The organism is Streptomyces sp. CB02923, assembly GCF_001905005.1.
In the GTDB taxonomy this organism is placed as follows: domain Bacteria; phylum Actinomycetota; class Actinomycetes; order Streptomycetales; family Streptomycetaceae; genus Streptomyces.
The window spans coordinates 188,578-210,575 of record NZ_LWKZ01000023.1; the positions used below are offsets into that span (position 1 = coordinate 188,578).

The 21,998-nt window shown below is 74.6% G+C and carries 15 protein-coding genes; 6 read left to right on the plus strand and 9 right to left on the minus strand.

Annotated features, from left to right (window positions below):
- Positions 1–23 precede the first annotated feature (23 nt).
- On the minus strand, positions 24–1,019 hold the full coding sequence (locus tag A6A06_RS19445; protein ID WP_242440829.1) for a M28 family metallopeptidase: 996 nt from the start codon (positions 1,017–1,019) through the stop codon (positions 24–26).
- A gap of 436 nt (positions 1,020–1,455) precedes the next feature.
- Here A6A06_RS19445 and A6A06_RS19450 point away from each other — a divergent pair, with 436 nt between their 5' ends.
- The 6 genes from A6A06_RS19450 to A6A06_RS19475 all read left to right on the plus strand — a co-directional run bounded on the left by A6A06_RS19450 (position 1,456) and on the right by A6A06_RS19475 (position 6,172).
- A complete protein-coding gene (locus A6A06_RS19450) occupies positions 1,456–1,758 on the plus strand; it encodes an urease subunit gamma (RefSeq protein WP_073762565.1) in 303 nt (100 codons plus the stop codon).
- A 17-nt stretch (positions 1,759–1,775) separates the two neighbouring features.
- Positions 1,776–2,087 carry an urease subunit beta gene (locus A6A06_RS19455; protein ID WP_073762566.1) on the plus strand — a complete coding sequence of 104 codons (312 nt, stop codon included), beginning with the start codon at positions 1,776–1,778 and terminating at the stop codon, positions 2,085–2,087.
- Positions 2,080–3,801 (plus strand): urease subunit alpha, encoded by a 1,722-nt coding sequence (locus A6A06_RS19460; RefSeq protein WP_073762567.1) that lies wholly within the window; start codon positions 2,080–2,082, stop codon positions 3,799–3,801. The genes A6A06_RS19455 and A6A06_RS19460 overlap by 8 nt, the downstream gene beginning before the upstream one ends.
- 43 nt (positions 3,802–3,844) lie before the next feature.
- On the plus strand, positions 3,845–4,519 hold the full coding sequence (locus A6A06_RS19465; protein ID WP_073762568.1) for an urease accessory protein UreF: 675 nt from the start codon (positions 3,845–3,847) through the stop codon (positions 4,517–4,519).
- 115 nt (positions 4,520–4,634) lie between these two features.
- A complete protein-coding gene (ureG, locus tag A6A06_RS19470; RefSeq protein WP_073762569.1) occupies positions 4,635–5,336 on the plus strand; it encodes an urease accessory protein UreG in 702 nt (233 codons plus the stop codon).
- Complete coding sequence (locus tag A6A06_RS19475; RefSeq protein ID WP_073762570.1) at positions 5,333–6,172, plus strand: urease accessory protein UreD; 840 nt, start codon at positions 5,333–5,335, stop codon at positions 6,170–6,172. Before ureG ends, A6A06_RS19475 begins: the two co-directional genes overlap by 4 nt.
- Positions 6,173–6,365: 193 nt before the next feature.
- On the opposite strand, the gene A6A06_RS19480 is transcribed toward A6A06_RS19475, so the two are convergent.
- The 8 genes from A6A06_RS19480 to A6A06_RS19515 form a co-directional block, all read right to left on the minus strand.
- Positions 6,366–9,317: a condensation domain-containing protein gene (locus A6A06_RS19480; protein ID WP_073762571.1), complete on the minus strand. Its 2,952-nt coding sequence runs from the start codon at positions 9,315–9,317 to the stop codon at positions 6,366–6,368.
- Entirely contained in the window at positions 9,314–11,212 is a 1,899-nt protein-coding gene (locus tag A6A06_RS19485; protein ID WP_073763232.1) for a non-ribosomal peptide synthetase, read from the minus strand. Before A6A06_RS19485 ends, A6A06_RS19480 begins: the two co-directional genes overlap by 4 nt.
- A 1-nt stretch (position 11,213) precedes the next feature.
- Positions 11,214–13,118 (minus strand): non-ribosomal peptide synthetase, encoded by a 1,905-nt coding sequence (locus tag A6A06_RS19490; RefSeq protein ID WP_073762572.1) that lies wholly within the window; start codon positions 13,116–13,118, stop codon positions 11,214–11,216.
- A 90-nt stretch (positions 13,119–13,208) separates the two neighbouring features.
- A complete protein-coding gene (locus A6A06_RS19495) occupies positions 13,209–14,369 on the minus strand; it encodes an acyl-CoA dehydrogenase family protein (RefSeq protein ID WP_073762573.1) in 1,161 nt (386 codons plus the stop codon).
- Entirely contained in the window at positions 14,366–17,584 is a 3,219-nt protein-coding gene (locus A6A06_RS19500) for a non-ribosomal peptide synthetase (protein WP_073762574.1), read from the minus strand. The genes A6A06_RS19495 and A6A06_RS19500 overlap by 4 nt, the downstream gene beginning before the upstream one ends.
- Positions 17,585–17,722: 138 nt before the next feature.
- Positions 17,723–19,279 carry a non-ribosomal peptide synthetase gene (locus tag A6A06_RS19505; RefSeq protein ID WP_242440830.1) on the minus strand — a complete coding sequence of 519 codons (1,557 nt, stop codon included), beginning with the start codon at positions 19,277–19,279 and terminating at the stop codon, positions 17,723–17,725.
- A 308-nt stretch (positions 19,280–19,587) separates the two neighbouring features.
- Positions 19,588–20,904, minus strand: coding sequence for an MFS transporter (locus A6A06_RS19510; RefSeq protein WP_073762575.1), 1,317 nt, complete (start codon positions 20,902–20,904; stop codon positions 19,588–19,590).
- 266 nt (positions 20,905–21,170) lie between these two features.
- Positions 21,171–21,845 (minus strand): histone deacetylase, encoded by a 675-nt coding sequence (locus tag A6A06_RS19515; protein WP_073762576.1) that lies wholly within the window; start codon positions 21,843–21,845, stop codon positions 21,171–21,173.
- Between the last annotated feature and the right edge of the window lie 153 nt (positions 21,846–21,998).

Consider the following 21,998-nt stretch of genomic DNA (forward strand, 5'->3'; position numbering starts at 1 on the left):
CGCCGTGCCGGAGCGGCCCGGTGTCAGGAGCCGAGCTGCCAGACCGCGTCGGCGATGGCCGCGGTGTTGTTGCCCAGCGCCGTGTCGTCGATGTTCTTGGCGGTGTCGCAGGAGGCGTGGTAGCAGGCGTCGAACGCCTTGCCCGCCGTGCCGCCCCACTTCTTCGCCTGCTCGGCGGTCTTGATGTAGTCGGCTCCGGAGAACAGGCCGCCCACCGGGACGCCGGCGTCCTTGAACGGCGCGTGGTCGGAGCGCCCGTCGCCCTCCGTCTCGATCTCGGTGGCGATGTTCTTCGCGGCGAAGTGGTCCTTGAAGACCTTCTCCAGGCGCGCGTCGTCGTCGTATACGAAGTAGCCCGGGTTGGGCGAGCCGATCATGTCGAAGTTCAGATACGCGTCGATCTTGCCGCGGTCGCCGGCGGACAGCCCCTTCACGTAGTGCCGGGATCCGGCGAGCCCGGACTCCTCGGAACCCCACCAGGCGAAGCGCAGGTGCTTGGAGGGTTCGAGGTGGGCCTTGGAGACGGCGAGGGCGACTTCCAGGATGGCCGCGGAGGCGGAGCCGTTGTCGTTGATGCCGGGGCCTTCGGTGACCGAGTCGAGGTGGGCCCCGGTCATCACGGTCTGTTCCGTGCCGCCGCCGGGCCAGTCGGCGAGGAGGTTGTAGCCCGTGGCGCCGTTGCGGGTGAACTCCTGGACGGTGGTGGTGAACCCGGCCGCGTCCAGCTTGCCCTTGAGGTAGTCGACGGAGGCCCGGTATCCGGCCGTGCCGTGGGCGCGGTTGCCGCCGTTGGCGTCCGCGATGGACTGCAGCTGGGAGAGGTGGGCCTTGACGGCGGCGACCGGGATGTCCGGGGCGGCGGGTGCCGCGGGGGCGGTGGCCTGGGCTCCGGCGATGGGGCCGAGCAGGGCGGCGGCGAGGGCGGCCGCGCCGAGGGCCGGGGCGGCACGGCGTATTCGGGCGGAGCGGGTGCGGCGGGCGGTGTCCGGAGTGCGAGGTGTACGGGTCGTGCGGGTCACGGTGGGGCTCCGATGCTGATGTGGGGGGTGGTGCCGCGGGGCGCCGCTGTGGGGGCGGCGTCCCGTGCTTCACGTGCTTGACGTGCGCATGAGAATCGCGAGTGATCCGTACCGCCGTCAAGAGCGGATACCGGACCGCGGCGTCCGCTCAGGGGACGGACCGGGCGGAAGCGGTACAGCGGGCCTCCCGGATGGCGGCGACGGGTCCGCGAGGGTGGCGGCGGGCCCGTCCGGTGAAGTTCCGCGGCCGACCCGCCGCGTTAACGCCGGTGAAATTCCGCCGAACTAATCTGCGGGCGGCGGGTCATTGATGGAGCGGAGCTGGAGAGCAGTTTGCTCCGCCTTTAATTAGTGTGTGATACATCTGCTTTTGCGGGTGTATCGCCACCCGTGACCTGGGCGAATGCGCCCAGCTCGAAGACGGTGAGGTGAAGGTATGCAACTGACCCCGCATGAGCAGGAACGCCTGATGATTCATGTGGCGGCCGACGTGGCCGAGAAGCGGCGCTCCCGCGGGGTACGGCTGAACCACCCGGAGGCCGTCGCGCTGCTGACCGTCCACATCCTCGAAGGCGCGCGGGACGGCCGTACGGTCGCCGAGCTGATGTCGACCGGACGCAAGGTGCTCTCCCGTGACGAGGTCATGGAGGGCGTCCCCGAGATGATCCACGACGTGCAGGTCGAGGCGACCTTCCCCGACGGCACCAAGCTGGTCACCGTCCACGAGCCCATCAACTGAGCGCGGGAGCAGCGACCATGATTCCCGGCCAGATCCTCCACGCCGACGCACCGGTACGCCTGAACCCCGGCCTCCCCGTCACCCGGCTGACCGTCCTGAACGCCGCCGACCGCCCCGTGCAGGTCGGCTCCCACTACCACTTCGCCGAGGCCAACCCCGGCCTCGACTTCGACCGTGCGGCCGCGCACGGCAAGCGCCTGAACGTCCCCGCCGGCTCCGCCGTGCGCTTCGAGCCCGGCATCCCCACCGAGGTCGAACTCGTCCCCGTCGGGGGCAAGCGGATCGTCGCGGGCCTGCGCGGCGAGACCGGAGGCTCCCTCGATGGCTGATCTGACCCGCGCCGCCTACACCGACCTGTACGGCCCGACCGTGGGCGACCGTGTGCGGCTGGCCGACACCGACCTCCTCGTCGAGATCACCGAGGACCGGGCGGGCGGACCCGGCCGGGCCGGTGACGAGGCGGTCTTCGGCGGCGGCAAGGTCATCCGCGAGTCGATGGGCCAGTCCCGCGTCACCCGCGCCGAGGGCGCGCCCGACACCGTCGTCACCGGCGCGGTCGTGCTGGACCACTGGGGTGTGATCAAGGCGGACGTCGGCATACGGGACGGCCGGATCACCGCGCTGGGCAAGGCCGGCAATCCCGACACCATGGACGGCGTCCACCCCGACCTGGTGATCGGCCCGGAGACCGAGGTCATCGCGGGCAACGGCAAGATCCTCACGGCCGGCGCCATCGACACCCATGTGCACTTCATCTGCCCCCAGCAGGTGGACGAGGCCCTCGCCTCCGGCGTGACCACCCTGGTCGGCGGCGGAACGGGCCCGGCCGAGGGGAGCAAGGCCACCACCATCACCCCCGGCGCCTGGCACGTGGCCCGGATGTTCGAGTCGATGGACGGGCTGCCCGTCAACGTCGGCCTGCTGGGCAAGGGCAACACCATGTCCGCCGCCTCGATGCACGACCAGCTGCGCGCGGGCGTCCTCGGCTTCAAGATCCATGAGGACTGGGGCGCCACCCCCGCCGTCCTCGACGCCTGTCTGCGCGTCTGCGAGGAGAGCGGCGCACAGCTCGCCATCCACACCGACACCCTGAACGAGGCGGGCTTCCTCCAGGACACCCTGGCCGCCATCGGGGGCCGCGGCATCCACGCGTACCACGTGGAGGGCGCGGGCGGCGGCCACGCGCCCGACATGATCGCCATGGTCTCCGAGCCGAACGTGCTGCCCGCCTCCACCAACCCGACCCGGCCGCACACCGTCAACACCGTCGAGGAACACCTCGACATGCTGATGGTCTGCCACCACCTCAACCCGGCCGTGCCGGAGGACCTCGCGTTCGCCGAGTCCCGCATCCGGCCCTCCACCATCGCGGCCGAGGACATCCTGCACGATCTGGGCGCCATCTCGATCATGTCTTCCGACGCCCAGGCCATGGGCCGCATCGGCGAGGTCGTGCTGCGGACGTGGCAGACCGCGCACGTGATGAAGAAGCGGCGCGGCACGCTCCCCGGCGACCTGCTCGCGGACAACACCCGCGCCCGCCGCTACGTCGCCAAGTACACGATCAACCCGGCCGTCGCGCAGGGCATCGACCACGAGGTCGGCTCGGTCGAGGAAGGCAAGCTGGCCGACCTGGTGCTGTGGGACCCGGCGTTCTTCGGCGTCAAACCGCAGCTCGTCCTCAAGGGCGGCCAGATCGCGTACGCGCAAATGGGCGACGCCAACGCCTCCATCCCCACCCCGCAGCCGGTGCTGCCCCGCCCGATGTTCGGCGCCATCGGCAGGGCGCCGGGCAGCAACTCCGTCAACTTCGTGTCCGAGCAGGCCGTCGCGGACGGGCTGCCGGAACGGCTGGGGCTGGCCAAGTCCTTCCAGGCGATCCGCAGCACCCGCGGCGTGACCAAGGCGGACATGCGCAACAACGACGCGCTGCCGCACGTCCACGTCGACCCCGACACCTTCACGGTCACCATCGACGGCGACGTGGTCGAGCCCGCCCCGGCCGCCGAACTGCCGATGGCCCAGCGCTACTTCCTCTTCTGAGCGGCCCGGACATGCGGCAGAGGCCGAAGAAGGAGGTACGGAGATGAGCAGGGCGGCGCTCCTCGTCCTGGCGGACGGCCGGTTCCCCGCCGGCGGGCACGCGCACTCCGGCGGCGCGGAAGCGGCCGTCAAGGCGGGACGGATCAGGGACGCGGCGAGCCTGGAGGAATTCTGCCGCGGGCGGCTGCACACCGCGGGCCTGGTCGCCGCCGGGCTGGCCGCCGCGGCGGCGGCCGGCTGCGATCCGCTGGAACTGGACGAGGCCGCCGACGCCCGTACCCCGGTGCCCGCGCTGCGGCACACGGCCCGACGGCTGGGGCGGCAGATGATGCGTGCCGCCCGCGCCGCCTGGCCCTGCGCCGCACTGGACCAACTGGCGGCGGCCCGGCCGCGCGGCGCCCACCAGCCCGTCGTGCTGGGCCTGGCGGCCAGATCGGCGGGGCTCGAACCGCTGGACGCCGCGTACGCCGCCGCGTACGAGAACGTCAGCGGCCCGGCCACCGCCGCCGTACGCCTGCTCAGCCTGGACCCCTTCGACGCGACCGCGGTGCTGGCCCGCCTGACGGCACCGCTCGACCAGGTCGCCGAGCAGGCCGCCGAAGCGGCACGCCGGGTCCCCCTCGAAGGCACCGGCGCGCTGCCGACGGCGTCCGCGCCGCTGCTCGACATCACCGCCGAGCAGCACGCGGCCTGGCCGGTACGGCTCTTCGCCTCGTGAAGAGCCGTACCCGCCCCGGCTCCCGGACGCCGACCGCGACCGGGAACCTCGCACGGCCCCCTCCGGCCCCGCGCGCCCCACCCACCCGCACCCGACCCGATACGGAGCAGCAGCCATGCATCTCGACCACGACCTCGACGAGAGGTTCCCCCACCGGCACACCTACAGCGCCGCCGCCCCGCAACGCGCGGACGGCACCCGCCGCGCACTGCGCATCGGGCTCGGCGGACCGGTCGGCACCGGCAAGACCGCCACCGTCGCCGCGCTGTGCCGCACGCTGCGCGACGAGCTGTCCCTCGCGGTCGTGACCAACGACATCTACACCCGCGAGGACGCCGAATTCCTGCTGCGCGAGGCGGTACTGCCCGCCGAGCGCATCACGGCCGTGGAGACCGGCGCCTGCCCGCACACCGCCATCCGCGACGACATCTCCGCCAACCTGGAGGCCGTCGAGGACCTGGAGGACGCGGTCGGCCCGCTCGACCTGATCCTGGTCGAGTCCGGCGGCGACAACCTCACCGCCACCTTCTCCAAGGGCCTGGTCGACGCCCAGATCTTCGTCATCGACGTGGCGGGCGGCGACGACATTCCCCGCAAGGGCGGCCCCGGCGTCACCACCGCCGACCTCCTCGTCGTCAACAAGACCGACCTCGCCCCCTACGTCGGCGTCGATCTGGAAGGCATGGCCCGCGACGCCAAGGCCCAGCGCGGCGACCTGCCCGTCGCCTTCACCTGCATCAAGGGCGAGAACGGCGTCAAGCCGGTCTCGGACTGGGTGCGCGAGCGCCTCGCCGACTGGACCGCGGGCCCCGCATGACCCTCGCGCCTCCCGAGCGGACCCGGCCCCGGGCCCCCGAGCCGGTACGGGTGCAGGGCCCCGCTCCGGCGGCACACGGCCTGCGGGCCACGGCCCGCATCACCGCGCGGGCCGGCGCGGGCGGCACGACGGCCCTGCCCGTCCTGGACGGCGAGGGCCCGCTCGCGCTGCGCCGCGTCCGCGCGTACGGGACGCAGGCCCGGGTCTGCGTCGTCGGGGCCATGAGCGCCCCGCTCGGCGGCGACCGGCTGCGTATCGAAGCGACCGCCGAGGACGGCGCCGGCCTGTGCGTCACGGCGGCCGCGGCGACCGTCGCGCTGCCGGGGCGTACCGGCGGACACGCCACGTACGACGTGGAGCTGACCGTCGGCGAAGGCGCCCTGCTGGAGTGGCTGCCCGAACCGCTCATCTCCGCCGAGGGCAGCGACCTGCGGATGACGACGACCGTGCACCTCGCACCGACCGCGCGCCTGGTGCTGCGCGAGGAACAGGTGCTGGGGCGCAGCGGCGAACGGACCGGACGGCTGAGCAGCCGCCTCACGGTCCGCCGCGCCGGGCGCACGCTCCTCGACCAGGAGACGGCGTACGGGCCGGGCGCCCCCGGCTGGGACACCGCCGCGGTCCTCGGCGGCAACCGCGCCACCGGCCAGCTCCTCGTGGTGGACCCGGCATTCGACGACCGGCCGGCCGAGGCCCTGCTGCTCGGCGCGGGCCCGGAGGAGGGACAGGGCGTCCGCAGTCCGCTCGCCGGGCCCGCCGCGCTGACGACCGCCGTCGCCCCCGATGCGCTGCGGGTACGGCGCCTCTTGGACGCGGCGGGTGCGGCTTTGCGGTAACCGGGTCCGCCGCGCCGTCGCGCGCGCCGGGCCCGGTTGCGGCGCGGCGCCGCTCCTGGGGGAAAGAGCGGCGCCGCACCCGACAAGACGGCCGATTCACGGAATCGGTGCCGTCCTGAGGACGGGAATCTGCCGGGAATCTGTAAAAAGCAGGAAAAGCCCGTCAGACCTCCGGGACCGTGGTGGGGCCCCGTCAGACCTCCAGCATCGCCGCGAGCACCGACCGCCAGTCCTCGCCCGGACGCTCCGCCAGTTCGTCGGCGAGCGCGCGGCCGGAGCGGTAGCGGCGCCGGTGGTGCAGGAGGAAGTCCGGCCCGGCCGTCTCCCCGGCTCCGTGGTCTGCCCCGGGGTCCGCACCCGCCCCCGCGTGCGTGGCGTGGATCTCGCTGGAACTGCCGAGCAGCCGGATCAGTTCGGCGGCGAAGTCACGCCAGTCGACATGTCCGCCGATCGCGTTCACCACGCCGCCGGCCGGCCGCTCCACACAGCTGACCAGCGCGCGGGCCAACGCGGCACCGTGCACCCAGGGCGCGCCGTACCAGCCACGGTCCCGTGCGGGCAGCTCGATCGGCTCGCCGCTCCGAGCGGCCTGGAAGAACTGGCCGGTCGCACCCCAGCGCAGCTGGTCGCGCAGCCTGGCGTGCGGTCCCCACACGATGGGCACCCGGACCGCGCTCGCCCCGCCCCGCCCGCCGCTCCCGGCGGCCGCCAGCAGCATCCGCTCGCAGTCCAGCTTGGCCCGGCCGTACGCGGTGAACGGCCCGGCCGGCGCGGTCTCCCCGGTCACGTCGGTGACCGGCGGCTGCCCGTAGGCGTCCACGCTGCTGACGAAGACGAAGGGGCCCCGCCGCCAGCCGTCCAGCGCGGCGCGCATGGCGGCGAGGTCCACCTCCGGGGAGGTGAAGGTACAGGCGGCGTGGATCACCGCGTCGGCGTCGGCGGCCGCCGCCCGCAGGCTGTCCGGGTCGCCGAGGTCCCCTTCGGCCACCTCGATCCCGTCGGCCGCGAGGAGGTGCGCCGACGCGGGCCGTACCAGCGCCCGTACGGGACGGCCGCGCGCCGCCAGCTCGCGCAGCACGAAGGCGCCCACGCCGCCGGTGGCACCGGTGACCAGGACCGTTCCGGCGCCCGCGGGGGACCGCGAGGTGCGGGGGGCCGAGGACCGGGGCGAGGAGCGCGCGGCGGACAGCGCCGCCGCGCGCTCCTCGCCCCGGCCGTCCAGCAGGGCCGCGATGGCGCGCGGGCTGCGGTGCTCCATCACGTCGAGGCCGGTCAGCGGCAGCCCCAGCCGTTCGCGCAGCCGGTCGGCCAGTTGCACGGCCAGCAGTGAATGCCCGCCGAGCAGGAAGAAGTCACCGTCCGGAGCGGGCCGTCGGCCCAGCAGTTCGGTGAACGCCTCCAGTACGGCCTGCTCGCGCGCCCCGGTGGCGCCGGACGGCACGGCCGCCGCCGGTGCGCCCGGCAGGCGGTTGCGGTCCACGGCACCGTCGGCCGTACGCGGCAGCTCGTCCAGGACCGTCACCGCGGCCGGGACCAGTTCGGGCGCCAGCTTCGAACGCATCGCGGCCCGCAGGCCCATGGGGTCGAGGGAGCCCGTGCCGCTGGGCACGACGTAGGCGAGCGGCGGCCGGCCGTCGGTCTCCAGCAGGACGGCCTCCGCCACCTCCGGCCGTTCCCGGAGGAACAGCTCTGCCGGACGGACCGTTTCCCCGCCGTCCGCCGCGCCGGTTCCGGGCAGCGGCCGGGCCAGCCGGTGCCCGGGGTCGGCGGCCACCGCCGCCAGCAGGTCCGCGAAGCCGCGCAGCAGCCGTCGGGCCGTCCGCCCGTCGAGCCGCGCCCGGTCGTACTGCACCAGGCAGCGCGGCGGCCCGCCGTCGCCCCGGTCCTCCTCCACGTAGAAGCCGAGACCGAACTTGGCCGTCTCCAGGCCGACCTCGACCGGTTCGCCCACCAGGCCGGGCAGCTCCAGGGCGACCGGCGCCCGCAGGACGTCGGCCGTGACGTCGACCAGCGGGTGGCCGTCCGCGCCGCGGGCCGCCGCTCCGAGCCGCTCGACGATCAGATCGAACGGCACGTCCCGGTGTTGCTGTGCCTCCATGAGCGCGTCCCGGACCCGGTCCAGCAGGTCACCGAAGACGCCGGTACTGCGCGCGTCCACCCGGACGGGCAGGGTGTTCACGCACAGGCCGACCAGGTCGCGTACCTCCGCCCGGTCGCGGTGGCTGCTGGCGCAGCCGAGCACCAGGTCCGTGCGGCCCGTCGCCTCCAGCAACGCGGCGTACGCGGCGGCCAGTACGACGGTGAACAGGGTGCTCCGGTGCTCCCGGCCCACCGCGCGCAGCCCTTCGAGGACGGCGCGCGGCAGCGGCTCGGCGAGCAGTGCGGCCTGTCCGCGCCGGGCCGCGCCGCCGGAGTCCGCGGCCGGGGCGGGCAGGGGCACCGGCCGGGCGCCCGCGAGGCGTCCGAGCCAGTACTCCAGCCCGTTCTCCAGGGCGTCCGCGGCGGCGTGCTCGCGGCGGGCGAAGTCCGCGTACTGCGGCGCCGGGTCCGGGAACGTCCCGGTCAGCGCGTCGTCACCGTCGAGAGCGGCCCCGTACAGCGCACCCAGCTCGCGCGCGACGACCGCCAGCGAGCCGCCGTCGATCGCGATGTGATGCAGCGTCAGCAAAAGGGTGTGGTCCTCGGCGGCGTGCCGTACGGCCAGCGCGCGCAGTACCGGACCGCCCGCCAGGTCGAAGGGCCGTGCCGCGGCCTGCCGCAGCAGCTCCGCCACGTCGCCGTCCGCCGTCACGACCTCGACCGGCACCGGCGCCGCGTCCGTCACCTCCTGGTACGGCTCGCCGTCGCGCTGCCCGTACCGCGTACGCAGCACCCCGTGCCGCCGTACGAGACCGGTCAGCGCCCGGCCGAGGGCCTGCGGGTCGAACGGCCCGCGCACCCGGGTCGCGAACGGCACGTGGTACGCCGCGCCGCTGCCGCCGAGGCGGTCCATCAGCCACATGCGGCGCTGCGCCGCGGAGAGCGGTGCGGGGCCGGATGGGCCGGTGGCGGCCGCAGGGGCCGTGCTTCCCCGTTTGGCGGCCTGCCGCTGCCGGGCGATCCGCAGCAGCGCCGCCTCCCGGGCGGTGTCCGGAGCGGTGGTCATCGTCGGTCCTCCCCGCCGGCCGGGGCGGCCGGCTCGTCACCGGGCGCGCCCGGCTCGTCATGGTTGCGCAGCAGGGCCCGCTCGACGTGTGCCGCCTGCGCGGCGACCGTGGGAGCGGCGAAGAAGTCGGCGAGCGAGATCTCCACCCCGAGGTCCTCGCGGAGATCCTCCACGACGCACAGCGCCAGCAGCGAGTGCCCGCCCAGCGCGATGAAGTCCGCCGCGGGGTCGTCCACGGAGTGGCCGAGGGCCTGGCTCCACAGGTCGGCGACGACCTGCTGGAGGGGCGAGAGAAGCGCGGCGGGGGCCGAGGGGCCGTCAGCTTCCGGGCCGTCGGCCGGAGCGGTCGCGGGGTCTTCCACCGGCCCGGTGCCGATTCCGTCCACCGGCCGCGCGGCCAGCTCCCGCCGGTCCACCTTGCCGGCACCGGTCATCGGCAGCGCGTCCACGAATGCCCACGCGTTGGGCACGAGATAGGCCGGCAGGCGGCTCTCCAGATGCGCGCGCAGCGCCGCGCCCCCCGGAGCCGTACCGCCCTCCCGTACGACGAAGGCCACCAGCCGCGCGTCGTCGGGCGCCGGACGCTGGACGACCACGGCCGCGTCGGCGACCCCGGCGTGCCCGCGCAGCGCGTGCTCGATCTCGCCCGGCTCGATCCGGAAGCCGCGGACCTTGATCTGGTCGTCGGTCCGGCCGTGGAAGTCCAGCGTGCCGTCGGGACGGGCGGAGACCAGGTCGCCGGTGCGGTAGAGCCGGCCGGCCGCCGGACGGCCGACGAAGCGTTCCGCCGTCCGGTCCGGCTGCCCGACGTAGCCGAGCGCCAGCCGCGGGCCGCCGAGCCACAGCTCGCCGCGGACGCCCGGTGCCACCGGCTCACCGTGCTCGTCCATGACGTACGCGGTCGTCCCGGCGACCGGGCGGCCGATGGGCGGCGGGCCGTCGCAGTCGGCGTCCGTCACGCGGTGCGCGGTGGCGAAGGTGGTCGCCTCGGTGGGCCCGTACCCGTTGACCAGCTCCAGCCACGGGTGGGCGCGCAGCACGGCGCGCGCGTGCTGCGCGGACAGCGCCTCGCCGCCCGCCAGCACGCTGCGCAGCACTCCGAAGAGCGGGGAGCGCCGGACGGCCAGGTGGTGGAAGAGCGCGGTGGTCAGCACGGTGACGGTCGCGCCGAGGCGTTCCGCGTCCCGCGCCAGGCCCGTCGGCGAGAGCCGGTCGGCGGTGGAGACCGCGACCGCCGCGCCGTTCGCCAGCGCGCCCCACACCTCGAAGGCGGAGGCGTCGAACGTGACGGGGGAATGGAACAGTACGCGGTCGCGCGGCGTGATGGTCACGTACTCCGGCCGGTGCGCCAGGCGCGCGATGCCCTGATGGGTGACGGCCACGCCCTTGGGCTGCCCGGTCGAGCCGGAGGTGAACATCACGTAGGCGACGGCGTCCGGGTCGTAGGCGTCCTCGGCCGGAGCGGGCGCGTCGTCCCCGGCGCGTTCCGTCCCGAGGGCGGGCGGCGGCAGTGCCCGGTCCCCGGGGATGCCCGCTGCCTCCACCAGGTCCTTGCCGCCGACCGTCAGCACGGCACCGGCCGTGTCCAGCATGGCCGCGACGCGCGGCGGGGGGTAGTCGGCGTCGAGCGGTACGTAGTGCCCGCCCGCCCACCAGACGGCGAGCTGGGTGACCACGGTGGGCACCGAGTGCGGCAGCAGTACGCCGACGGCGTCGCCGGGGCGCACGCCCCGGTCCCGCAGCACCCGCGCGAAGTCACGGGCCGCGGCCGCCAGTTCCGCGTAGGTCAGGAAGGTCTCGCCGTCGGTCACGGCGAGGGCGTCGGGGGTGGTGCGGGCGAAGTGCGAGACGAGTCCGGGCAGGCCGGACGCGGTCGTGGTGGTAGCCGTGGTCATCTCACACCCCCGCCAGGCCGGCGGCGTCACGCCGGGTGTCCACCAGGGCCGCCAGCGCCCGCAGGTCGGGCTGCCGCAGCACCTCGGGTGCCCGCAGGCGGATGCCGCAGTGCTCCTCGATGCCGGTGAGCAGCCGGGCGGTGGACAGGGAGTTGCCGCCGGACGCGGCGAAGTTGTCGCCCGTGCCGAGGGCCTGGCTGCCGAGCAGGTCGCGGCACAGGCGCAGGACCAGTTCCTCGGTCGGCGACTGCGGTACGCCCGCGCCGTCCGGGGACGTGGCCTCGGCGGGCGACTCCCAGGCCGCCGGGAGCGCGGCCCGGTCGACCTTCCCGTTGGCGTCGAGCGGGAAGCTGTCGAGGAACCGCACGACGGCCGGTACGGCCTGTTCCGGCAGCCAGCCGCGCGCCTCGCGTATCAGCTCGTCGGCAGAGGGCACCGGCTCGCCGGGCACGGGCAGGACGAACGCGGCGAGTCGGGTGACACCGCCCGCGGCGGACTGGACGGCGACCGCGGCCCGCCGTACGGCCGGGTGGTGCTCGAACGCCGCCTCCACCTCGGCGAGTTCGATGCGCACGCCGCTGACCTTGACCTGGTCGTCCAGCCGCCCGAGGAAGTCCAGCACCCCGTCGGGACGCATCCGTACCCGGTCGCCGGTGCGGTAGACGCGGTCGGTCCCGGTGACGCCGACGGGCGGCGCCACGAAGCGTTCCGCCGTCAGATCCGTGTCCAGGTATCCCAGGGACAGCACGCTGCCGCCGACGCGCAGCTCTCCGGCCGCGCCGCGCGGGACCACGTGACCCGCTTCGTCGGTGACGCAGACGACGGCGCCGTCGACGGGCGTGCCGATCGGCGGGGGAGCGGTGTCGGACTCGTCCGCCTCGACGTGGTGCACCGTGGTGACCACGGTGGCCTCGGCCGGACCGTACGCGTTGTGTACGTGCGCGGTGACCTGCGGGGCGGGCCTGCGGCGCAGCCGGTCGCCGCCCACCACCAGGTGGCGCAGGTCCGGAAGCCGGGGCCAGGGCCGTTCGAGGACGGCCTCGGCGAGCGGCGTGGGCAGCACGGCGACGGTCACCCCGGCGCGCCGCCACCAGCCGGTGAGGACGTCCGGGTCCCAGCGCACCTCTTCGGGCGGCACGCTCAGCGCGCCACCGGAGGTGAGCGCCGCCCACAGCTCCTTGACATGCGGGTCGAAGGAGACACCGACCAGCAGACTGTGCCGGTCCCCGGGCCGGGCTCCGGTGTACGCGTGGTACCAGTCCAGCAGCGCGCCGAGCGACGCGCCGCCCACCGCGACGGCCTTGGGCGTGCCCGTCGAGCCCGAGGTCAGCACGGCGTAGAAGGTATCCGGCGGCGCGGTCCGCGCGCCGACGGTGGCGGGGGCGGCACGGAACGCGGCCACGACACTCCCGGCCGCGTTGGCGCCCTCGGCGGGCAGCGGCAGGGAAACGGCGTCGCCCGTACGGTAGGAGGCGGGCAGCAGCGCGGGGTCGCCGACGAGGCAGGGCACGTCCAGCCGCTCGGTCACCGCGGCCAGCCGGTTCGCGCCGGGGCGCGGCCCCAGGGGCAGGTAGACGGCCCCGAGCCGGGCCAGCCCGACCGCCACCGCGACCAGTGCGGCCGAGCGGTCGAGACACACACCGACCAGGTCGCCGGGGGACACGCGGCCACGCAGCGACTCGGTCACGACGCGCGCCAGGGCGTCGATCTCGGCGTAGTTCCAGGACAGTTCGCCGTCCTCGACGGCGGGCGCGCCAGGGGTGCGGTGCACCCAGTGCTCGTACCGGGCGAGGATGTCCGACCGGTCGGTACCCTCCGCCGCGGCACCCGGCGCGGTGCCGTACGCGATGCTGAGCCGGTCGTCCTGCGGACTGCTGCCGGGACGCTCGTGCGCTGAAGTACTCATCATTCCTCTGCGGTTCGCGAGTTCACGCATTCGAAAGGGGGCGGGGCCGGGGGCGGTCCTGCGGCCCCCGGGCCCCGGAGGGCGGACGGCTCAGCCGAGACCCATGGACCGTGCGACGATCACCTTCTGGATCTCCGAGGTCCCCTCGATGATCGTCATCATCCGGACATACCGGTACAGGAACTCCAGCGGATGCCCGCGCACCCACCCCGTGGCGCCGTGCACCCGAAGGGCCCGGTCCACCACCCGTACCGCGGTCTCCGACGAGGTCAGCTTGGCCAGCGCCGCGTTCTCCGGCGCCTCCGTGCCGCCGTCCACCAGCCGTGCGCAGGCCAGCGTCAGCAGCTTGGCCGCCTCGATCTCCGCCCGGCTGGTCACCAGGTGCTCCTGCACATGCTGGTACGCGCCGATGCGCTCGCCGAAGGCCCGCCGATCACGGGCGTACGCGATGCCCTGCTCCAACGCGTACTCGGCGATGCCGTCGCACATCGCGGCGACCACCAGCCGGCCCCGGGACAGGCTGTCCATACCGTTGCCGAGCGCCGAACCGACGCCCTCCGGACCGCCGATCACCGCGTCGGCCGGCACCCGCGCGTCCTCCAGCAGCAGTTCGTACAGTGGCTCGCCCGACATGCCGTCGTAGCGCTGCCCGATCCGCAGCCCCGGGTTGCCCGCCTCCACCACGAAGGCGGTCGGCTCACCCCCGGCCGACGCGACGACCAGGGTGAAGTCCGCCCGGTCGGCGTTGCTCACAAAGGTCTTGCGGCCCTTGAGGATCCACTCACCGGTCGCTTCGTCCCGCACGGCCGTGGTGGTCAGATGGAACGCGTCCGAGCCCGCGTTCGGCTCGGTCAGCGCCAGACAGCGCACCGCCTCGCCGCGCACCAGCGGCTTGAGATAGCGCTCGATCTGCTCCTTCGTGCCGTGCCGCAGCAGCGGGCTCGGGCCGTCGGAGCCCGCGAGCGCGTACGGCGCGAGGGGGCAGCCGCTGCGGCCCGCCGCGTGGTGCAGCAGCACCACGGCGGTGAACGGCATGCCGGAGCCGCCCAGCTCCTCGGGATAGTCGCCCGCGTAGAAGCCGAGGGCCGCCGAGCGACGGCGTACGTAGTCGCGCAGCTCGGCCGGGGGCAGGTCGGCGTCCTCCGGCAGGTCCGCCGCCAGCGGCACCAGCTCCTTGCGGATGAACGTCTCGAAGGAGGCGGTCAGTTCCCGGTGGTCGGCCTCCAGGACCGACGAGGGGTGGGTGCTCACGCCGCGACCTCCCGCACCGCACGGGCCTGGTCGGCCAGCACCGGGTTCTGGAAGAACAGCCGCAGCGGCGGCCGGCTGCCGAGCCGGGGCTCCAGCCAGGCGGCGAGCTGCGCGGCCATCAGGGAGTGCCCGCCGATCTGGAAGAAGTGCGACGCCGCGGTGAAGTCGTCGTGGCCCAGCACCTCACGCCAGCCCTCGGAGAGCAACGCCACCTGCGGGTCAGCGGGCACGCCCGGCCCCTCGGACGCGGCGCGCCCGTCCGCCTCCTCGGACGGCAGCTCGGACACCCGGCGGGCCAGGGCGGCGCGGTCGGGCTTGCCGCCCGGCAGCGTCGGCATGGCGTCCAGCCGGATCCAGCGGGCCGGTACGAGAGCGGTGGGCAGCCGACGGGACAGCGCGGCGTGCAGCTCCTGCTCGTCCGGACCGGCACCGTCCCCGGCACGGGACTCCAGGAAGCCGATCAGCCGCGGCCCGGCGGGCCCGCCCGGGTCGAGCACGACGGCGGACGACCGGCCGCCCAGCTCGGCGGAGGCGGCGGCCTCCACCTCCTCCAGCTCGATGCGGTAGCCGCGCAGCTTGACCTGGTTGTCGCGGCGGCCCAGGAAGCAGAGCCGCCCGGTCAGGTCCCGGTAGCCGAGGTCGCCGGTGCGGTAGACCCGCTCGCCGCCCAGGGCGTCCGGCGTCACGAAACGCTCGGCGGTGGCCTGCGCGTTGCCGAGGTAGCCGTCGGCCAGCCCGGCGCCCGCGACGGCCAGTTCACCGACCGCGCCCGCGGGCAGCGGGCGCAGCCCGGCGTCCAGTACGTGCATCCGGGTGCCCGGCAGCTCCGCGCCGAGCGGCACCTCGGCGCCGTCCAACAGGTCCTCGCGGGTCACCTCGTGGACGGTGCTGGTGATCGCCGCCTCGGTCACCCCGTACGCGTTGAACACGGTGACGGGGGAGGGCCCGGCGGCGTCCACGGCGTCGAACAGGTCGCGCAGCGCACCGACCGGCAGCCGCTCACCGCCCAGGACGACCAGCCGCGGCGCCCAGCGGCCGTCCCGCAGCGCCTCGCCCAACTCCTGCCGTACGGCGAGGAAGTAGCTGGTCGGCAGGTTGGCGACGGTGACACGGCGGGCCGCCAGGACTGCGGTCAGCTCGTCCGGGGTGGGCACCTCGCGCTGTGGCAGCACCAGGCAGGCACCGGCCAGCAGCGACGGCAGCGTCTCCTCCAGCGCCACGTCGAAGGACGGCTGGGCGAAGAGCAGCACCCGGTCCTGCTCCGTCAGGCCGTACCGGCCCGCCGTGGCACGGGCGTGCTGCGCCAGCGCCGCACGGCTCACCACGACCGGCTTGGGCAGGCCGGTGGAGCCGGAGGTGTGGATCACGTACGCCGCGTCCTTGAGGGCGTCCGGGCCCGCGTCCCGCGCCGGAGCGGCCGCGGGGAACGCGGGGCCGTCCAGCAGCGCCACCGGCAGCCCTTCGGCCGGGAGGGACAGCGCGCTCTCCCGGGTGGCCAGCACCAGCGCGGGCTCCAGCCGCTCCAGCAGGGTCTTGAGGCGCGCGGCCGGGTCGTTGGGGGAGAGGGGGCAGTAGACGGCGCCGGTCCGCAGACAGGCGAGCAGCGTGACGACGGATTCGGTGCCGCGCGGCAGGACGGCGGCCACCGGACGGCCCTCCGCCACGCCGGCCGCGCGGAGCCGACGCGCCAGGTCGTCGACGCGGGCGCCGAGCTGACCGTACGACAGGCTCTGCGCGCCGCCCACGAGGGCCGGGCGGGAGGGGTCCTGACGGGCGGCCGGGTCGAGCACCTCGTCCGTGGGGACGGCCGTGAAGTCGAGCACCTCGTCTGTGGGGACGGCCGTGAAGGTGTCCGAGGCGTGTGCGCCGCTGTCCGCCGATGCGGCCGGTGAGGCGGCTCCCAGGGAGGCCAGCGGGGCGTCCGGCGTCTTCAGGTACGCGCGCAGCACGTTGAGGAAACGTTCCGACAGGAGCCGGACCACGTCCTCGCCGAACAGGTCGCGGTCGTAGTCCCACACCAGCGTCATCCCCGCGGCACCGTGCCGCGGACCGACCGTCCGCCGGTCGTCCGGCATCAGCACCAGGTCCAGGTCGAAGCGCGTCGTACCGGTGTTGAACCCCTCGTACAGCGCCACCTCCAGCTCCGGCACCCCGATCTCCGGGAGCGCCGCGTCGTGCGCGCTGAACATCACGCTGAACAGCGGATTGTCCGCGCCGGTGGTGTGCCGGCCGAGCGCCCGCGTCAGCTCCTGCACCGGCACCTCCTGGTGCGGCAGCGCCCGGATCAGCGTGTCGGTGACCTCGTCCACCGACTCCAGCGCCCCGGCCGCCGGGTCCAGGCGCAGGCGCAGCGGGATGGTGTTGACGAACATGCCCACGGTGTCCTCGAAGCCCACCGGACGGTTGCCCACCGCCGTGCCCACAACGATGTCGGTACGTCCGCTGTGCCGCCGCAGCAGTTCCGCGAACAGGCTCAGCAGCGTGGAGAACGGCGTGTGCCCCTGGGCGCGGCTGCTCTCGCGCAGCCGCTCGGCGAGGTCGGCACCGATGGCCTGGCGCAGCTGCCCGCCCGCGTGCCGCCGCTGCGCACCGGGCCGGGCGAGACCGGGCAGCGGCAGGTCGAAGGTGGCGTCCGACAGCTCCGCCGTCCAGTGCGCCAGGCTCGCCTGCCGGTCGGCGCCCGCCGCGGCGCGCGCGTGGTCCTCGTACGAGCGTGCCGCCGACAGCTCCACCGGCTCACCGAGCACCTGCCCGCGGTACACGGTGAACACGTCGCGCAGCAGGATCGCGAACGAGTGCCCGTCGTGGATCAGGTGGTGCTCGACGTGCACGACGCGGTGGTGCCGCTCGCCCAGCCGCGCCACGCACCAGCGCAGCAGCGGCGCCTCGGCCGTGTCGAGCGGCGTCACGGCCTCGGTCCGCAGCAACTCCTGGAACGCGGCCTCCGGATCGGCTTCCCGGGAGAGGTCCACGGTGCGTATCCGTGGGCTACATCGCTCGCGCACCCGCTGCTTGGGCACGTCGCCCGGCTGCTCGACGAGTTCGAGCCGGAGACCGGCGTGCCGGTCGAGCGCGGCACCCAGCGCGATGCGCAGGGCCGCCTCGTCGAGCCGGCCCCACAGGTCGATCGAGGCCGTGAAGTTGTAGGCACGGCTGCCCGGCAGCATCTGCTCGTGCAGCCAGACGACGTCCTGGGACGGTGAGAGTCCGAACATGATCCATCCTTCGGTGGTGGATGAGGGGAGAGCTCGGTCCGGTACCCGCTGTCGGTCGGACGCGCGGGGACCAGGGGTGGTGGGTGGAGCGGAGCCGGTGCCGGCCCAGGGGTGCGGGCCGGGTCACCGGAGCACAGGTCAGACCGCCGGAGCGGCGGCCTCCGTGCGTCCTTCACCGGCGCCGACGGCCGGGTGGCCCGCCGCGTTCGCGGCCGGTCCGCCGGACAGTTCGGCGGTCAGCGCGGTGAAGGCGTCGTGGACGAGCCCGTCCGGGAAGGCGTCCCGGTCCCAGGCCATCCGTACGAGCAGATCGGCCCCGTACGAGACGGAGACCGCGAACGGCGCCTGGAGCGGCCGTCCGTCGATATGGACCTCCCGGCCCGCTACGCCGCCCAGCCGCAGGGGCGGCCGACGGTGCAGGTCCTCGAAGGTCAGCAGGCCGTCCAGCCGCCCCGTCCAGGGGACCGTGGCCGTCCGGGCCGCGCGGACCACCTCGTCGAACGGGGTGTCGGCGTGGTCGAGGTCGTCCCACCAAGTGGTGGTCAGGTCGTCCGGGCCGCAGGCGGCGGCCGGATGGACGACGGTGTTGAGGAAGCAGCCCAGGACCGGCGGCGCCGCCGCGGGACGGCCGCCCCAGGGGTAGCCGAGCAGGGGCGTGCGTCCGGGCGCCTCCGACCCGCCCAAGGCGCGCGCGGCACTGCCGCACGCCCCGAGCAGGACGGGGAAGGCCGTGGCCCGCCCGTCGTCGGCACGGATCGGCAGACGCGCCTGGAGCGCGCCGGTGGGACGCGGGTGCTGCGTCCCCGACGCGGACGCCTGCTGCGCCGCGCGCCGCCCGGCGGCCGAGCCCGCCCCGCCCTCAGCCATCGCCGGGGCGATCCTCCGCGCCCAGTACGCGACCGCCGCCGGACCCGACGCGCGCTTCTCCGCGTCGAGTTGCAGGCGTACGGCATCCCGGTACCCGGCCACCTCCGCCGCGGCGCGGTCCGGCGGCACGTCGCCGGGGCCGAGACCCTGCTCGTACGCCGCGCCGAGGTCGGCGGAGATCCGGCCGAGCGACTGCTCGTCGCACACGGCGTGGTCCAGGACCAGGGCGAGGATCTCCACGGCACCCATGGCGCCGGGGCCCCCGGCGTGGGCGGCGGCGTTCCCGTGGGCAGCGTTCTCGTGGGCGGCGTCTCCGTGGGCGGCGGCCAGGAACAGCCGCAGCGGCGGGCCTTCGGGCGCCCAGGCCGGCAGCGTCCGGCGCAGGGCCGCCGCCGCGCTCTCCCCGGGGCGCGGCGTCACCCGGTTCACCTGAGCCTCGGGGGCACCGAGCCGCTGCACGGGCGCGCCGCGCAGGACATCGGGCCGCATACGGAGCGCGGGGTGCGCGGCGGCCAGATGACCGGCGGCGGCACGCAGCCGCTCCAGGTCGACCGTGCCGCGGGGGAAGGCGAAGAACAGCGGTACGACATCGGGCCGGCCGCCGGGCGCGAGCCTCCGGGCGAGCAGGAACCGCCGCTGCGCACCGGTGACGGGCAGCAGCCCGCCAGGGTCGCTCACGCCGGTGGCGGCCTTCTCGTAACGGGCGAGGTACTGCTCCGTGATGCTGGCGCCGGCCGGCCGGACGCCGCCGCCGGCCGCGAAGTGGGTACGGATGCCGGTGCCGGCCGGTTTGCCGGTGCTGATACCAACAGTCGTGCTGGGGTCCACGATGATCTCCCTTGCGCCGCCGCGGACGGGGCGTCGCCTACCGGATGTGTCGGACATACGAGACGTATGAGATGTGCAGGACGTGCGTGAGGTGCAGGACGTGCTGGACGTGCGTGGCGCGTACGGCATGCGAGACGTGCAGGACGTGCGCGTTGCGCGACTGGACGTATGAGGTGTGTGAGATATGTGAGGCGTGTGAGCTGTGCGGGACGCGCGGACGGCGCCGCGTACGGTGAAGCACGGCCCGGACCGCGGACCACGGGCCTCGGCTCAGCGCTTGCGGGCCGGGACCGGGGCCGGAGGCCGGGTCAGCCGGCGGCTCCGGGCGCATCAGCTGCCTCGGGGACCGGACCGGCCCCGTCCGCCGTTCCCGCGACCGGCAGATCCCGCAGTTTCCGCAGCGGTGACAGCAGCAGGGGCAGCGGTACGAGCAGGAATCCGACCGCGCACACCCACACGGCGGCCCGCGGCCCGGCCGCTCCGGCGATGGAACCGCCGGCCAGCGCGCCGAGCGGCATGGTCCCCCAGACCATGAACCGCAGGGTGGCGTTCATCCGGCCCAACAGGGCGTCGGGGCACAGCAGCTGCCGGAAGCTCACCTGGGCCACGTTGTAGACGACGGCGCCGAAGAAGACGGCGCCGGAGCCGAGCGCGAACCACCCGGCGGCGGCTCCGCGGCCCGACAGCGGCCACAGCAGGGCGAGCGGGCCGGTGACCACCGGAGCGAGCCAGATGATCCGGGCCTGCCCCAGCCGCCGCGCGACCGGCCCGGCGCACAGCGCTCCGGCCAGGCCGCCGACGGCGGAGGCGGACAGCATCAGGCCGAGCACTCCGGGCGGCAGCCCCAGCTCCCGCGTCAGGAACACGGTCTGTACGGCGACGAGCATCGCCGAGAAGAAGTTCGCCACCCCGGTCGCCACGGCGATCATGCGCAGTACGGGGTGCCGCAGCACGAAGGCCAGGCCCTCCTTGACCTGCGCCCGCAGCGACACACCCGGCGTGCTCTCCGGCTCCGGCTCCTGGACGCGGATACCGCGCAGGAACAGGGCGGACGCGAGGTATCCGGCCGCGTTGGCCAGCACGGCCACCGGCGGACCGAGCAGCTGGACGATGCCGCCGCCGAGTCCGGGCCCGGCGACCTGCGCCGCCGAACGCGCGGTCTCCAGCGCCCCGTTGCCCGCCACCAGTCGGGGGCCGGGCAGTACCCTCGGCAGGTAGCTCTGGTGGGCGACGTCGAAGAATACGGTGGCGACGCCGGTGACGAAGGCCACCACGTACAGCTGCGTCATCGTCAGGGCGTGGCACACGGCGGCGAGCGGCACGCTGCCCATCGCCACCGCGCGCACCACGTCCGTACGGATCAGCAGCGGCAGCCGCCGGACCCGGTCCACCCAGGCGCCCGCGGGCAGGCCGATGAGCAGGAACGCGGCGGTCTCGGCCGCGGTGAGCAGCCCCACCTCGAAGGCCGAGGCGTGCAGCCCGACGACGGCCACCAGGGGCAGGGCCACCAGGGCCACTTGGGTACCGGCCTGGCTGGCCGCGGCCCCGGCGAGCAGGAGCCGGAAGTCGCGATGGCGGAGGAGCCCGTCACCGGCGCGGCTGCCGGAGGCTCGTGAGGTGGTCACATGGCTGACATTTGGTGATGAAGAGGGGGCGGGTCAAAACGACCGGGGGGTTTCCGGACAGCTTGTTCCGCATTCCGGACGCCATTTGAAGGTTTTGTCGTAAACAGTCCGTTCTCTCCGATCCACCCTGCCCTGAGGTGACCTGCTACATCCTCACCAAACGTTCACCGTGCGACCACATTTTCGGCCGTCGGGCGAATGACCGGTTAGCGCGGCTCGCTGTGTTCGGGACCCGTAAGGGACGCTGACGCATGGAGCGGAGTGTGTTACGAGCCGTGAACCCAGCGTGGTCGCGGGTCCGGCTCCTCCGGCCGGGGCGCCGGCTCCGTACCCCTGGAACTCCGGCGCCGCCGCACCGTGCCGGGGCGGACGGCCAGGCCCAGTCGGCACCGGTCCAGGTACTCCGTGATCTCCTCGTCGTCCCACCCGCCCGCCTCCCGCAGCCCCGACGACAGATGCGCCAGGTAGGCGTCGGTCGGCTGGGTGCGCGGAACCTCGCCCGCGTTCCACGGCGCCGTGAAGGTGAGCAGCGGCAGTCCGTCCAGCGTGCCGGGGTGCACCAGCGTCTCGTAACGGCCGGGCCCGAGCTGTGCCCGGCCGCGGTCCAGCACCTCGGCCAGGTCCAGGTCCGCCGACGGCGCCCGGTGCATCTCCTGTGCCGCGATGTCGGAGAACTGGCTCCGGGTCACCAGATGGGCGCGGGCCCACACCTCGCCGGGCCCGTCCGGATCGTAGAAGGCCACACCGCCCGTCCAGTTCAGCGACTCCAGCGCGAAATACATGACCCCCGGCAGGACGACCGGTACGGAACGGACCGGCGGCCGGGGATCGCGGCACCCCGGGCACGTACGCAAACCGCCCGGCGGCCGCCCGCCCGTCAAGTAGTGGCGCAGCCGCGCGCCGTGCATGTTGGAGCCGTACGACACGTACCAGACGTGCACCGAATCGTCCTTTCACCTGCGGATCACCTGCGGACCTGGACAAGCCGCGCAACCTTCCTGATCCGCGCCAACCGCGTACAACGCATGCCCCGGACCTTCCGTGCGGCAAGCCGCACATCGTCACAAAAGGCCAGCTGTACGCCATGGTGGGCC

Coding starts and splice junctions, on each gene's coding strand:
- A6A06_RS19450 (WP_073762565.1), top strand. CDS start 1,456: ATGCAACTGACCCCGCATGAGCAGGAACGCCTGATGATTCATGTGGCG.
- A6A06_RS19455 (WP_073762566.1), top strand. CDS start 1,776: ATGATTCCCGGCCAGATCCTCCACGCCGACGCACCGGTACGCCTGAAC.
- A6A06_RS19460 (WP_073762567.1), top strand. CDS start 2,080: ATGGCTGATCTGACCCGCGCCGCCTACACCGACCTGTACGGCCCGACC.
- A6A06_RS19465 (WP_073762568.1), top strand. CDS start 3,845: ATGAGCAGGGCGGCGCTCCTCGTCCTGGCGGACGGCCGGTTCCCCGCC.
- ureG (WP_073762569.1), top strand. CDS start 4,635: ATGCATCTCGACCACGACCTCGACGAGAGGTTCCCCCACCGGCACACC.
- A6A06_RS19475 (WP_073762570.1), top strand. CDS start 5,333: ATGACCCTCGCGCCTCCCGAGCGGACCCGGCCCCGGGCCCCCGAGCCG.
- A6A06_RS19480 (WP_073762571.1), bottom strand. CDS start 9,317: ATGACCACCGCTCCGGACACCGCCCGGGAGGCGGCGCTGCTGCGGATC.
- A6A06_RS19485 (WP_073763232.1), bottom strand. CDS start 11,212: ATGACCACGGCTACCACCACGACCGCGTCCGGCCTGCCCGGACTCGTC.
- A6A06_RS19490 (WP_073762572.1), bottom strand. CDS start 13,118: ATGAGTACTTCAGCGCACGAGCGTCCCGGCAGCAGTCCGCAGGACGAC.
- A6A06_RS19500 (WP_073762574.1), bottom strand. CDS start 17,584: ATGTTCGGACTCTCACCGTCCCAGGACGTCGTCTGGCTGCACGAGCAG.